General features: G+C 41.9%; 14 protein-coding genes. All 14 read left to right on the top strand.

The annotated features are described in order from the left end of the window. The first annotated feature begins 31 nt into the window (after positions 1-31). The 14 genes from FR741_RS14420 (at position 32) to FR741_RS14355 (ending at position 13,578) form a co-directional block, all read left to right on the top strand. Positions 32-439, top strand: coding sequence for a diacylglycerol kinase (locus FR741_RS14420; RefSeq protein ID WP_167427012.1), 408 nt, complete (start codon positions 32-34; stop codon positions 437-439). 11 nt (positions 440-450) lie between these two features. Continuing rightward, on the top strand, positions 451-1,161 hold the full coding sequence (locus FR741_RS14415) for a 3-deoxy-D-manno-octulosonic acid kinase (RefSeq protein ID WP_167427011.1): 711 nt from the start codon (positions 451-453) through the stop codon (positions 1,159-1,161). Positions 1,162-1,305: 144 nt separating this feature from the next. After that, complete coding sequence (gene rfbB / locus FR741_RS14410; RefSeq protein ID WP_167427010.1) at positions 1,306-2,370, top strand: dTDP-glucose 4,6-dehydratase; 1,065 nt, start codon at positions 1,306-1,308, stop codon at positions 2,368-2,370. Further along, positions 2,370-3,251 carry a glucose-1-phosphate thymidylyltransferase RfbA gene (rfbA, locus tag FR741_RS14405; protein ID WP_167427009.1) on the top strand — a complete coding sequence of 294 codons (882 nt, stop codon included), beginning with the start codon at positions 2,370-2,372 and terminating at the stop codon, positions 3,249-3,251. Before rfbB ends, rfbA begins: the two co-directional genes overlap by 1 nt. A 41-nt stretch (positions 3,252-3,292) precedes the next feature. Further along, complete coding sequence (locus FR741_RS14400; protein ID WP_167427008.1) at positions 3,293-4,186, top strand: formyltransferase family protein; 894 nt, start codon at positions 3,293-3,295, stop codon at positions 4,184-4,186. Positions 4,187-4,210: 24 nt separating this feature from the next. After that, positions 4,211-5,353 (top strand): dTDP-4-amino-4,6-dideoxygalactose transaminase, encoded by a 1,143-nt coding sequence (rffA, locus tag FR741_RS14395; RefSeq protein ID WP_006742520.1) that lies wholly within the window; start codon positions 4,211-4,213, stop codon positions 5,351-5,353. 2 nt (positions 5,354-5,355) lie between these two features. Then, complete coding sequence (locus tag FR741_RS14390; RefSeq protein ID WP_134647613.1) at positions 5,356-6,474, top strand: hypothetical protein; 1,119 nt, start codon at positions 5,356-5,358, stop codon at positions 6,472-6,474. Positions 6,475-6,501: 27 nt separating this feature from the next. Continuing rightward, complete coding sequence (locus tag FR741_RS14385) at positions 6,502-7,692, top strand: UDP-N-acetylglucosamine 4,6-dehydratase (protein WP_006742518.1); 1,191 nt, start codon at positions 6,502-6,504, stop codon at positions 7,690-7,692. Positions 7,693-7,704: 12 nt separating this feature from the next. Next, a complete protein-coding gene (locus FR741_RS14380; protein ID WP_104971160.1) occupies positions 7,705-8,856 on the top strand; it encodes a LegC family aminotransferase in 1,152 nt (383 codons plus the stop codon). 13 nt (positions 8,857-8,869) lie between these two features. Then, the gene (gene neuC, locus FR741_RS14375; RefSeq protein WP_167427007.1) at positions 8,870-10,048 is read left to right on the top strand and encodes a UDP-N-acetylglucosamine 2-epimerase; all 1,179 of its coding nucleotides are present in this window, start codon (positions 8,870-8,872) and stop codon (positions 10,046-10,048) included. Between the two features lie 40 nt (positions 10,049-10,088). Next, the gene (gene neuB, locus FR741_RS14370) at positions 10,089-11,162 is read left to right on the top strand and encodes an N-acetylneuraminate synthase (RefSeq protein ID WP_167427006.1); all 1,074 of its coding nucleotides are present in this window, start codon (positions 10,089-10,091) and stop codon (positions 11,160-11,162) included. Next, a complete protein-coding gene (locus tag FR741_RS14365; RefSeq protein ID WP_167427005.1) occupies positions 11,155-11,808 on the top strand; it encodes an acetyltransferase in 654 nt (217 codons plus the stop codon). Before neuB ends, FR741_RS14365 begins: the two co-directional genes overlap by 8 nt. A 19-nt stretch (positions 11,809-11,827) precedes the next feature. After that, positions 11,828-12,886, top strand: a complete 1,059-nt coding sequence (locus FR741_RS14360) for a nucleotidyltransferase family protein (RefSeq protein ID WP_017449102.1) — start codon at positions 11,828-11,830, stop codon at positions 12,884-12,886. Next, entirely contained in the window at positions 12,886-13,578 is a 693-nt protein-coding gene (locus FR741_RS14355; protein WP_006742512.1) for an acylneuraminate cytidylyltransferase family protein, read from the top strand. Before FR741_RS14360 ends, FR741_RS14355 begins: the two co-directional genes overlap by 1 nt. The last annotated feature ends 47 nt before the right edge of the window (positions 13,579-13,625 follow it).

The following is a 13,625-nucleotide window of genomic DNA, read 5'->3' as shown; positions in this document are numbered from 1 at the left end:
AATATAGCTAAGTACTGATAAGTGTTCTGCAATGTCAAAGACAACACCGCATCAATCGCAAGAATCTGGCAAACCGGGTAATACCGGGCTAAAGCGCATCGTTAAAGCGACGGGTTATTCGATCCAAGGATTAAAAGCGGCTTTTAAGCATGAAGCTGCCATTCGACAAGAGTTGGCTCTGTTGAGTATCGCTGTGATTTTGGCTTGGCTAGTGGATGTCGGCATGATTGAGCGTATCTTAATGATCGGGGTCGTGGTGTTAGTCTTGATTGTAGAGCTTGTGAATTCAGCTATTGAGGCTGTGGTTGATCGTATCGGTATTGAGCGGCATGAACTCAGTGGTCGAGCTAAAGACATAGGCTCTGCTGCCGTTATGGTTGCATTGGCGTTCGCCGGATTTACTTGGTTGTATATATTAACCAGCCGATATTTAGGCTAGGGGGTAAGCGCGTGACTCAACAGTATCAAAACAACAACCAAATGATCTGGTTTGATGACGAGATCCTTACAGACCCTAGCCAACCGATATTTGATGCGGAATACTGGCAGTCCTTAGACAAGGTGGTTGGCAGTGCGACGGGGCGAGGCACGACATGGTTTATCCAACTAGAGAACATGCAAGCAGCACTGCGTCATTACCGTCGTGGCGGTTTGTTTGGGAAGTTGGTTAACGATCATTATTGGTTCTCTGGCTGGGATAACACCCGTAGTGCGCAAGAGTTTCAGCTTTTATTGGCGCTAATCGAGGCTGGGGTGCACGTTCCTCGTCCAATTGCAGCAAGAGCCGTAAAGTCAGGACTCTTCTATCACGCTGATTTATTAAGTGAGCGAATCCCAAACGCCAGAGATCTGGTTAGTATCTTGCAAGAACAATCGTTATCGGCAGAAATGTATCAGAAAATAGGGCAAGAAATTGCCAAGATGCATCAGGTTGGCGTTAACCATACCGACTTGAATATCCATAATATCTTGATCGACGACAAAGATAAGGTATGGATTATCGATTTTGATAAGTGTCGTTTTGAAACTTCTGGTGACTGGAAGCACCAAAATCTAAATAGACTTCTGCGTTCATTTAATAAAGAGCGTTTAAAGCGACAGATTATTTGGCAAGAATCCGATTTTGAGCATTTGCAGGACGGTTATGCTTCTCAATCTTAATTGAGTTTTTTATTATTTTGCATTAATTGCTCTAAGTAAGCCCTCTTGAGTCTAACGATGCTCGAGTGAGTCTATAAACTACAATAATCATAAAGTATTCATGTGTATCTGATAGCACACAAATTAACGTAGGTAACATTTGTAATGAAAATATTAGTAACCGGTGGAGCAGGCTTCATTGGGTCAGCTGTTGTCCGACATATCATTCGTGACACCCAAGATACCGTTATCAATTTAGATAAACTGACCTACGCAGGGAATCTAGAGTCACTGGTTGATGTCTCAGAGAGTGAACGTTACTACTTCGAGCAAGTGGATATCTGTGACCGAGCTGAACTAGACCGCGTTTTTTCAGAGCATCAACCCGATATGGTGATGCATTTGGCCGCCGAATCTCATGTCGATCGTTCTATTGATGGTCCTGCTGCTTTTATTGAGACCAACGTGATGGGCACTTACCATTTGCTTGAAGCGGCGCGTCAATATTGGTCGAACCTAGATGAAGCGCGCCAATCAGCATTCCGTTTTCATCATATTTCTACGGATGAAGTGTACGGCGATTTAGAGGGGACGGATGATTTGTTCACCGAAACCACTTCATACGCGCCGAGCAGCCCATATTCCGCATCTAAAGCGTCGAGCGATCATCTGGTTCGCGCTTGGCAACGTACTTATGGTTTACCAACACTTATCACTAATTGCTCCAACAACTATGGCCCGTACCACTTCCCAGAGAAGTTGATCCCTCTGATGATTTTAAATGCCCTCGACGGCAAGCCGTTGCCTGTGTATGGCGATGGTATGCAAATCCGAGATTGGCTGTTTGTGGAAGATCATGCACGCGCGCTGTACAAAGTGGTCTGCGAAGGTGAAGTCGGTGAAACCTACAACATTGGTGGCCATAACGAAAAAGCAAACATCGAAGTGGTGAAAACCATTTGTGCTTTGCTTGAAGAGTTGCGACCAGACAAGCCGGCCGGGGTCGAGTCTTATGAATCTTTGATCACTTATGTCAAAGATCGACCTGGTCATGATGTGCGTTACGCAATTGATGCCACCAAGATCGCTCAAGAGCTTGGCTGGACGCCAGAAGAAACGTTTGAAAGCGGTATTCGCAAAACCGTGGAATGGTACCTAAATAATCCACAATGGTGGCAGCGTGTGCTTGATGGCTCATACAGTCTTGAGCGACTAGGAGCGGGCGAATAATGAAAGGCATTATTTTAGCAGGCGGCTCGGGCACTCGCCTTTACCCTATTACACGTGGTGTCTCTAAGCAGTTGCTGCCGGTTTATGACAAACCAATGATTTACTACCCGTTGTCGGTACTCATGCTTGCGGGCATTCGTGAAATCTTAATCATCACCACGCTAGAAGACCAGGAGGGTTTTCAGCGCCTATTAGGTGATGGCTCAGAGTTTGGCATTGAGTTGCAATACGCGATTCAACCAAGTCCAGATGGCTTAGCTCAAGCGTTCATCATTGGCGAAGAATTCATTGGCGATGACTCAGTATGTTTAGTGCTGGGTGACAACATCTTTTATGGACAAGGGTTCACTCCTATTCTTCAGCAAGCTGCGATGAAGAGCCGTGGTGCGACGGTATTCGGTTATCAGGTTAAAGATCCAGAGCGATTTGGCGTTGTAGAATTTGATGCCAATATGCAGGCGATTTCGATTGAAGAAAAACCAGTAAAGCCTAAATCCAATTATGCTGTCACTGGGCTATATTTTTATGATAACCGAGTCGTCGAATTGGCAAAAAAAGTCAAACCTTCATCTCGTGGTGAGTTAGAGATTTCGACGCTAAACCAAATGTACCTTGAGCAAGGTGACCTGAATGTTCAATTACTAGGGCGCGGCTTTGCTTGGTTAGATACTGGAACACATGAAAGCCTGCATGAAGCCTCTTCGTTTGTTCAAACCATTGAAAATGTTCAAGGTCTTAAAGTTGCCTGTTTAGAAGAGATTGCGTGGCGCAATGGGTGGTTATCAACTTCTCAAGTTATCCAATTTGCTCAACCAATGTTAAAAAATGACTACGGACAATACTTAAATAAAATTATTTGTGATGATTGCTCATCAAGCTAAATAGAGATTACCCAAAACGAGTCCAAGCTTCAGGTATTGTTATGTGTAAAAAAATAGTATTACATGCGATGACTAAAAAAGGGTATGAAGTTGCTACCCTTTTATTTGAAAAATATCGAGAAATTGTTGATTTCCTTGTTATAGGAAAAGATAAAAATATTAAAGATGATTATAGTGAAAATTTGAGAAAATTAGCTATCAACTACGGTGTTCAGTATTATTATCATAATGACACTTACACAATACCTCAAGAATCCTATGTGTTAGCAGTGTCATGGCGCTGGATGATTAGAAGTATCGAAGATAGCAAGTTAATTGTTTTCCATGACTCTATTTTACCTCGATATAGAGGCTTTGCTCCGCTAGTGAATAGTTTAATTAATGGTGAGCATGAAATTGGTGTTACAGCTCTATTTGGTTCAGATGAGTATGATAAAGGTGATATTATTGCACAAGCTACTTCATTTATTGACTATCCAATAAAATTATCTGATGCAATTGAAGTGAATAACCTCAATTATATAAAACTGGCAGATTTGATATTTAATAGTTTACATTCCGGAAGAGAAATAAAATCCTCACAACAAGATGAGTCATTAGCGACATATTCAATATGGCGAGACGAATCTGATTATGAGATCGATTGGAATCAAAGTTCTACATACATTAAACGATTTATTGATTCTGTAGGGTACCCATATTCTGGAGCTATTACTAATGTTGATGAGAATAAAGTGGTGGTCTTGGATGCTGAAGTAGTACAGGATGTGGTTTGTGAGCATAGGCATGTTGGTAAAGTGATATTTGTTGAAAATGGCTGCCCCGTTGTAATTTGTGGTAAAGGCTTGTTGAAAATCACCAAAGCAGTAGTGAAGGAAGAAAACCAAGCTCGAGATTTCTTGCCGATCAATAAATTTAGAATGAAATTCTATTGATTGTAACCCCAGAGAGATAGATTAATGATTCCATTTAATAAGCCCCCAGTTGTAGGTAAAGAGCTTAGCTTTATTGAGCAAGCTATCCAAGGAAGTAAACTCTCGGGAGATGGGCCACTTTCTGAACGATGCGAGAGTTGGTTTGAAAACAGAGCGAGCTGTATTAAGACTTTGTTAACGCCTTCATGTACCCATGCGCTTGAACTTGCCGCTTTGCTGATCGATATTCAGCCTGGTGATGAAGTGATTATGCCAAGCTACACTTTTGTTAGCACTGCGAATGCATTTGTACTGCGTGGTGCAAAAGTGGTGTTTGTTGATATTCGTCCAGATACGATGAACATTGATGAAACCAAAATTGAGGCTGCAATCACTGAAAAAACGGTTGCTATTGTACCTGTACATTATGCTGGTGTTGCTTGTGAGATGGACACGATCATGAGTATTGCAGAGAAGTATAAACTCATTGTTATTGAAGATGCGGCTCAAGGTGTGATGTCTACTTACAAAGGGAAAGCGTTGGGGGCAATTGGCCATCTAGGTGCATATAGTTTTCATGAGACGAAAAATTATACGTCCGGTGGTGAAGGTGGACTACTTCTTATTAATGACCAATCTTTTGTTGAGCGTGCAGAAATTGTCAGAGAGAAGGGGACGAACCGAAGCTTGTTCTTCCGTGGCATGGTAGACAAATATACTTGGGTTGATCTTGGTAGTAGTTTGCTTCCAAGTGAGATACAAGCAGCATACCTTTGGGGACAGCTTGAAGAAGCTGAAGGGATTAACCAAAGACGGCTACAAATTTGGCGAAAATATCTAGATGAGCTTACGCCTCTTGCCGCAAAACACAATATAGAAGTGCCAACTGTTCCTTTTGAATGTCAGCACAATGCGCATATGTTCTACTTGAAACTGGAAAATCTGGAATTGAGAAGCCAGTTTATTGAAATGCTTCGTGAAGAGGGCATAGTTTCTGCGTTTCACTATATTCCATTGCATAGCTCACCAGCTGGCCAACAGTTTGGTCGGTTTGTCGGCAGTGATATATATACGACACAAGAAAGTGAGCGCTTGGTAAGACTACCACTGTACTTCAATATGAGTGATAGTGAGCAGTCTTATGTTATTAATGCTATAAAAAATGTTTTAGGGCGCATGGAATTGTAAAAATGCAAAGCAACGAGATTAAACATATTTTTTTAGTGTCTAGCACAGACTACTTTTCCCCTCTGTTTATTGATGCCTTAATTGAGAAAGCTGGCATTAATCACGAGACGTTAGGTGTCGTCATTTTCGGATGTGGTGATATTGAATCTCAGTACCCTAAGAAAATTGATGGAGTCACTTACTTTTCTTATGAGAAGGTGAACAACTCTATTTTTTTGAACGCTTCAACGATAACTTATTTCTCTCTGAGTGCACTTAACTCTGCTCAAATTCGAGAGGTTCTCGAGCTTAGTCCACAAATGAAGAGCAAGTGTTATATGTTTATCACGGATGATGAGGTTGACAGATGGCTTTGGTGCAAAGATAAACATGGACGCTTAGTTGCAGATGTTAAGCTTAACATTACAGAGAATGATCTTTGGGTTTTAAGTCAACAAGAGCAGTTTATTGCTTTAAATAGTGCGTTTCGTGAGAAGTTGAGCCAAGTATTAGAAAGGTGTGATTTTTGTCTTGTTGATTCTAGTGTTGTCTTCGACACATTACCCACTAAATCTGCTGAGACTCTGGCGATTTCTGTTTATGCAGACGAAAAAAATAAGAAAAAAAGTATCCTTTTAGGTACTAAACCTAATGCATTTAAATATCAAAACATTAAAGCGATGTTGCGTGCATTCATAAAAGCTGGAGTGCACACGGAATACAAGTTTGTTGTGATGTGGCCTGTAAAGCAGTGGCGAAAACGTCTTCTTTTAGATCTTTATTTAACCTATTTGCAAAAGATAAAGAAGCAAACAGTCGATGTGTCTGTCATAACTTCACTTCCCCCACTAGCTTACACGGCTGTTGTGATGTCGTGCACCCATCTTGTGCTTCAACCTAGAGGCGGAGCTAGTACCGCCCGTCAACTGATGAAGTGGGGGCAAGGTAAGGTTTATGTGGCGAAAGGAAGCCACAATGAACTGTTCTTTAAAGATGCACAAAATGTTGAACTCTGTAGTTTTTCTACATTTGATGAGCTAGCGAGCAGTTTAGGAAAACAGATTGATGTTAAAGCTAATGCCTCTAAAATAAATGCAGAAGAGCAACGTTCACTTCAAGAGCTAGCTACACTTTATAGCTAGGCCACACCCAGATTTTCAAGGCTAAATATGAGCAATATTCTCTCTCTTATCGGTCGTACCGATGCTTTATTCACTCAAGACATCTCAAATCAAGAAGTTGAATTGTCAAAGATTGTCTCTGAATCTCGCTTTCTTGTCTTAGGTGGGGCGGGCTCTATTGGTCAAGCGGTCACGAAAGAGATTTTTAAACGTAACCCAAAGAAACTTCATGTTGTTGATATTAGTGAAAATAATATGGTTGAGTTGGTTCGTGATATTCGTAGCTCTTTTGGTTACATTGATGGCGATTTTCAAACATTCGCATTGGATATTGGTTCCATTGAGTACGATGCGTTTATCAAATCGGATGGGCAGTTTGACTACGTGCTGAACTTGTCAGCGCTGAAACACGTGCGCAGTGAAAAAGATCCTTTCACACTTATGCGTATGATCGACGTGAATGTATTCAATACAGATAAGACCATCCAGCAATCAATAGAATCTGGAGCGAAGAAATATTTCTGTGTATCGACAGACAAAGCGGCAAATCCAGTCAATATGATGGGAGCGTCTAAGCGCATTATGGAGATGTTCTTGATGCGTAGAAGTAAGCAAATGTCGATTTCAACCGCTCGCTTTGCCAATGTCGCATTTTCTGACGGCTCTTTACTGCACGGCTTCAATCAACGTATTCAAAAGCGTCAACCTATTGTTGCTCCTAATGACATAAAGCGCTATTTCGTAACGCCACAAGAGTCGGGTGAGCTCTGCCTGATGTCTTGTATTTTTGGTGAAAACCGAGACATCTTTTTCCCTAAATTGAGTGAAGCGCTTCACTTAATTTCATTTGCTGATATTGCAGTGAAATATCTAGAGCAATTGGGTTATGAACCATATCTCTGTAGCAGTGAAGATGAGGCTCGTGAACTGGCGAAAACTTTACCTGAGCAAGGTAAATGGCCTTGCTTGTTTACAGAAAGTGATACTACGGGTGAGAAAGATTTTGAGGAGTTCTTCACGGATAAAGAAGTCCTTGATATGGAACGCTTTGAAAACTTAGGCATCATCAAAAATGAACCTCTTTTCGAACAAGCTCTTTTGACTTTGTTCGAGCAAAGCATTGCTGAGATGAAAGATAAACGTGAGTGGAGCAAGGAGCAAATTGTAGAATTGTTCTTTACCATGATTCCCGACTTTGGCCACAAAGAAACGGGAAAATACCTAGACAGCAAGATGTAAGCGGAGCGAATGATGAATCCAACATCGATTGTTGAATTTGTGCAAGATACGTATAAAACCGAAGACTTTATTCCATTACACGCGCCAGCTTTCCAAGGCAATGAAAAAGCGTATGTGATGGAGACTATTGACAGTACTTTTGTATCAAGCGTCGGTAAGTTTGTTGATCAATTCGAACAGAAAATAGAGCAATACACTGGCAGTGAAAAAGCGGTAGCAACTGTTAATGGTACTGCTGCATTGCATGCTGCGCTGTATATGGCAGGTGTGCAACGTGGTGATTTGGTGATCACTCAGGCCCTCACTTTTGTGGCTACCTGCAATGCCCTTTATCATATGGGGGCCGAGCCTATTTTTGTTGATGTTTCAAAAGTTAGCCTTGGTTTGTGCCCTAAAGCGGTTGATGCTTACTTAATGGAACACGCAAAGCTTACAGAGGAAGGGTGTTTTCATCAAACAACGGGTCAACGCATTAGGGCTGTTGTGCCCATGCATACGTTTGGTCATCCCGTTGAGTTAGATGAATTGATTGCGATTTGTCACAAGTGGCAGCTTAATTTGGTTGAAGATGCGGCAGAAAGCTTAGGATCTTTTTATAAAGGTCAACACACTGGAACGATTGGTGATTTTGGTGCGGTTAGCTTTAATGGCAATAAGATTATTACGACAGGTGGTGGTGGTATAGTGTTGTGTAAGACCAAAGAGTTAGGCCAACACACTAAGCATGTGACTACGACCGCGAAAGTGCCTCATCCTTATGAGTTTTATCACGATGAACCTGGGTTTAACTATCGTATGCCAAATCTAAATGCTGCACTTGGCTGTGCGCAGATGGAAGTGATAGAAACGTACTTGGCACAAAAGCGTGAGTTAGCAAAGCAGTATCAAGCTTTCTTCTCTAGTAGTGATGTTCAGTTTGTGACTGAGCCTGAGTACGCACACTCAAACTACTGGCTCAATGCGATCATTTGTCCGGATATCGAATCACGAGAAGCGATATTACAAGAGACTAATGCCGCGGGCGTGATGACTCGTCCAATTTGGAAGTTGATGCATCGTTTGCCGATGTTTGAAAATGCACTGCGTGGTGATTTAAGTCACTCAGAGTTCATCGAGGCGCATTTAATTAACTTACCAAGCACTCCAGTTGCACTAAATCGTTAAGGCAAGATTAAACATGACACAGCAGCAAAAGAAAGTCGCCGTGTTTACCGGGACGAGAGCAGAATACGGGCTGCTTTACTGGCTTCTAAAGGATATTCAAGATGATCCTGAGTTGAAACTTCAGCTCTTGGTGTCTGGTATGCACCTTTCGCCAGAGTTTGGCGAAACTTATCATCAAATAGAGCAAGATGGCTTTGTCATTGATGAAAAAATTGAGATTCTACTTTCATCCGATTCGGCAGTTGGGACCGCGAAAAGTATGGGACTAGGAGTACTTGGCTTTGCTGATGCCCTTTCAAGACAGCAACCTGATGTATTGGTCATTTTAGGCGACCGATTTGAAGCTCTTGCCGCAGCACAAACGGCAATGATACTGCGTATCCCTATTGTTCACTTGCACGGTGGGGAGATCACTGAAGGAGCGTATGATGATGCAATACGCCATGCCATTACCAAATTAAGCTATTTGCATGCTACGTCCACAGAGGATTACAGGCAGCGTGTTATTCAGTTAGGTGAGTCGCCCGACCGAGTAAAAAATGTGGGTGCTATCGGTCTAGACCACCTAAAACGCGCAACGTTTATGACGGTAGATGAGCTTGCTAAGTCACTTGCCTTTAACCTAACTCAACCATTTTTTGTGGTTACATATCACCCAGTGACCTTAGGTGATGAGAAGCCTGAGGCAAGCTTTCAAGCGCTTTTAGGCGCATTAGATGAATTTCCCAATCATCAAGTAATCCTTACTTATCCGAATGCTGATGATGGAGGACGACGTATTATCCCTATTTTGGAACAATATGCTCAAGCTAACCCACAACGTGTATTAGCTATTCCATCTCTTGGGCAAGTACGTTACTTGAGTGCGGTAAAGCATGCAGCTGCTGTGATTGGTAATTCTTCGAGTGGGATTATCGAAGTGCCTGCTTTTGATGTACCTACCGTTAATATTGGTTCAAGACAAAAAGGGCGTTTGGCCGCCAAGAGTGTCCTAAATTGTAAGCCTAATCAGATAGATATTTCTGCTTCAATAAGTGCGGCTGTGCAGAGAGCTTACAAAAGCGATAGCAACGAGGTTGTCTTAAATCCTTATGGGCAAGGCGATACAAGCGGGCAGGTGATTGACATGATTAAGACTTTGCGTTTTGAGCCGAGTAAAGCCTTTTTCGACCTAGATTTTGATAATGTATAATTATCCCATTGTAGATTTAAAGACGATATAAAGAGACTCTATGACATTAATAATTGCTGAAGCTGGTGTAAATCACAATGGTGATGAGACGTTGGCATTTGAGCTAGTCAATGCGGCGCATAAAGCTGGTGCTGATATTGTTAAGTTTCAAACTTTTAAAGCTAAAAACTTAGTTACAGCTGAAGCAAAACAAGCTGAATATCAAGTAGCAAATACGCAAAAGCAAGAGTCTCAACTTGCGATGCTTAGTCGGTTAGAACTTTCTTATGATGTTCATCACCAACTAGTAGAGCATTGTCAGTCAATCGGTATTGAGTTTCTATCGACAGCTTTTGACTCTGAGAGTCTAGATTTCCTTGTTAACGATTTGAATCTCACCCGATTAAAAATACCGTCGGGCGAGATTACTAACGCCCCTCTAGTTTTAGAACATGCACGTACAGGTTGTGATCTCATTGTTTCTACAGGAATGGCTACACTCTCGGAAATAGAAGCTGTTTTGGGAGTGATTGCTTTTGGTTACACTGCTGATCAAAATGCCACGCCAAGTGAGCTAAATTTTCAAAAAGCTTATGCCTCTGAAGTGGGGCAAAAAGCCTTAAAAGCAAAAGTGACGCTACTGCATTGTACGACAGAATACCCTGCACCAATGGAAGAGATAAACCTTAAGGCTATGGATACTCTTGCAAACGCCTTTGAACTATCCGCTGGCTATTCTGACCATAGTGAAGGTATCACAATCCCAATTGCGGCTGTTGCTCGCGGAGCGGTACTAATAGAGAAACACTTTACTTTAGATAAGAATATGGAAGGGCCAGATCATAAAGCTTCGCTCGAGCCGAGCGAGTTGACTGCAATGGTTTCAGCTATTCGTCAGGTGGAAGTTGCGTTAGGTGTTGGAGTGAAAAGCCCAACGGTTTCTGAGGTAAAGAACAAAGCGGTAGCTAGGAAGAGCTTGATTGCAGCGACAAACATCGCTGTAGGTGAAGTTTTTACTCAGGATAACCTGACTATAAAACGCCCTGGCACGGGCCTTTCTCCTTATAAATTTTGGGAACTACTGGATAAGCCAGCCAGTAAGGCTTATCAAGCAGGAGATTTAATCTTTGAATAAAAAGAGCTTGAAGCCTCTCGTCATTATTGGTGGAGGTGGTCACGCTAGTGTACTAGTGGATGTACTTCTACAGCAGCAAAGAGAGATCTTGGCGGTTATTTGCCCGGATGAGCTGAGTGAGCGCGGCATTTTTAACGAGCTACCCCATTTTCGCAAAGACGAAGATGTCTTTAGGTTTGATTGTAACGAAGTTTTGCTAGTCAATGGCATTGGTGCTCTCCCCAAATCGGGCTTAAGAAGCAAGCTAACTCAGTTTTATACAGCGAGTGGGTACCAGTTCGAAACCGTGATTGCCTCTTCTGCTCAAGTATCTCCTTTTGCGGAAGTTCATATGGGGGGGCAAATTCTTTCCAGTGCCATTATTCAAGCCGGAGCCAGAATTGGTCGCCATACAATAGTGAATACTGGCGTTATAGTTGAGCATGACTGTGATATTGGATCTTTTAACCATTTGGCCCCTCGTTCAACACTGTGTGGTCAAGTTCTGACTGGCGATAATGTTTATATTGGAGCTGGGGCTACGGTGATTCAAAACGTCCGAATAGATACAAACTCTATTGTAGGTGCTGGAGCGACAATCACTCAAAATGTGCCAATGGATACGATCTGTTACCCATATAGGGTAACAATGAAAAGTTTTAAATGATTTAGAAAATAGGTTAAGCATGAGTCATTGTTGGAAAAATGTTTTAATTAAGCCAACCAGTTCATTACTTGATGCGTTAGAAATTATAAACAATGAAGCGTTGAGAGTTGTGCTAGTTGTTGACGATAATGACCATCTTTTGGGGGTCGTTACGGATGGTGATATTCGTCGTGGGTTGCTTAAAAACTTGCCTTTGACTGCTGATGTAGCGCAAGTGATGAACACTAACCCATTGACGGCTAATATTAACACCCCTCGTGAAGAGTTAATTTCAGCAATGGAGAGCCGTAGCGTTCTTTCTATTCCATTGATAAAAAACGGAAAAGTGGTTGGTTTAGAAACTTTGCACGGTGCGCTACGCCAACCAACCTATCAAAATCCCGTTTTTCTCATGGCTGGTGGTTTCGGGACTCGGTTGAAACCTCTGACTGATACATGTCCTAAGCCAATGCTCAAAATTGGTGGTAAGCCTATTTTAGAAACGGTTATTCGAAGCTTCATTAAGGCTGGTTTTGTTAATTTCTATATTTCTACTCATTACATGCCGGAGCAGATTGAGCAGTATTTTGGTGATGGCTCTAAGCTCGGGGTAAATATCACCTACGTTTATGAAGAGTCTCCGTTAGGTACTGGCGGTGCTTTGGGTTTGCTACCTAAGGACTTACCAGCAGACCTGCCATTAATAATGATGAATGGCGATGTCTTAACGAAAGTTGATTTTCAGAGACTTCTGGAGTTCCATACAGAAAATCAAGCTGATGCAACGATGTGTGTCCGTGAATATGATTATCAGATCCCGTATGGTGTTATCAATGGCGATGGCAATAGAATTACCAGCATGGTAGAAAAACCAATCCAACGTTTTTTTGTTAATGCCGGAATATACGTTGTATCTCCGAGAGTCATCCAATCCGTACCGAAAAATCATCATATTGATATGCCGACTTTACTTGAGCAACATATGAATGAACGTGAAAATGTACTCATGTTTCCAATTCACGAGTACTGGCTTGACATTGGTAGAATGGATGATTTTAATCGCGCTCAAGCAGATATTCATACGTTAGGTGTACTGTAGTGATCGATGGTAAAAAAGTAATTGCGCTCATTCCTGCTCGTGGGGGTAGTAAGCGCTTGCCTAGAAAAAATGTGTTACCGCTAAACGGTAAACCTTTAATTGCTTGGTCTATTGATGCTGCGAATAATTGCCCATACATCGACAAAGTCTTGGTGAGTACTGATGATCAAGAAATCGCAGATATTGCATTACAATTCGGGGCTGAAGTTCCTGAATTGCGGCCGGAACATTTGGCTTCTGATACAGCGAAAACAGAAAGTGTGTTGATTTACACGCTTGAAAAGTTTGGTAAAGGTGATGAGATACTTGTCTTGTTACAACCGACATCCCCTTTACGCACCACTCAGCACATTAATGAAGCTCTGGAGTTGTTCATAGAAAAGCAAGCTTTGTCAGTGGTTTCTGTTACACCATGTGAGCACTCCCCGCTATGGTCGAACACGCTTCCGGAAGATGGTTCGATGGGGGGATTTTTGAGGCCAGAAGCACTTAATCGTTCACAAGACCTCGGAGAGTTTTACCGACTAAATGGAGCGATATACATTTTTGATGCCAGAGATCTGCTGGAACAAAAAAAAATTCATTATACCGCTAAGTCATACGCCTATGTCATGGATAACCGAGTCTCTTTTGATATCGATCAGAAGTTGGATTTTGAATTGGCTGAGTTTTTTATGGGCAAAACGAACTGATATATAATGCCTTGTTACAAGGCATTATATTACTTAATGGTTCAAAT

The sequence above is a fragment of the Vibrio diabolicus genome (assembly GCF_011801455.1).
In the GTDB taxonomy this organism is placed as follows: Bacteria; Pseudomonadota; Gammaproteobacteria; order Enterobacterales; family Vibrionaceae; genus Vibrio; species Vibrio diabolicus.
This window is presented reverse-complemented; position numbering and strand designations above follow the sequence as displayed.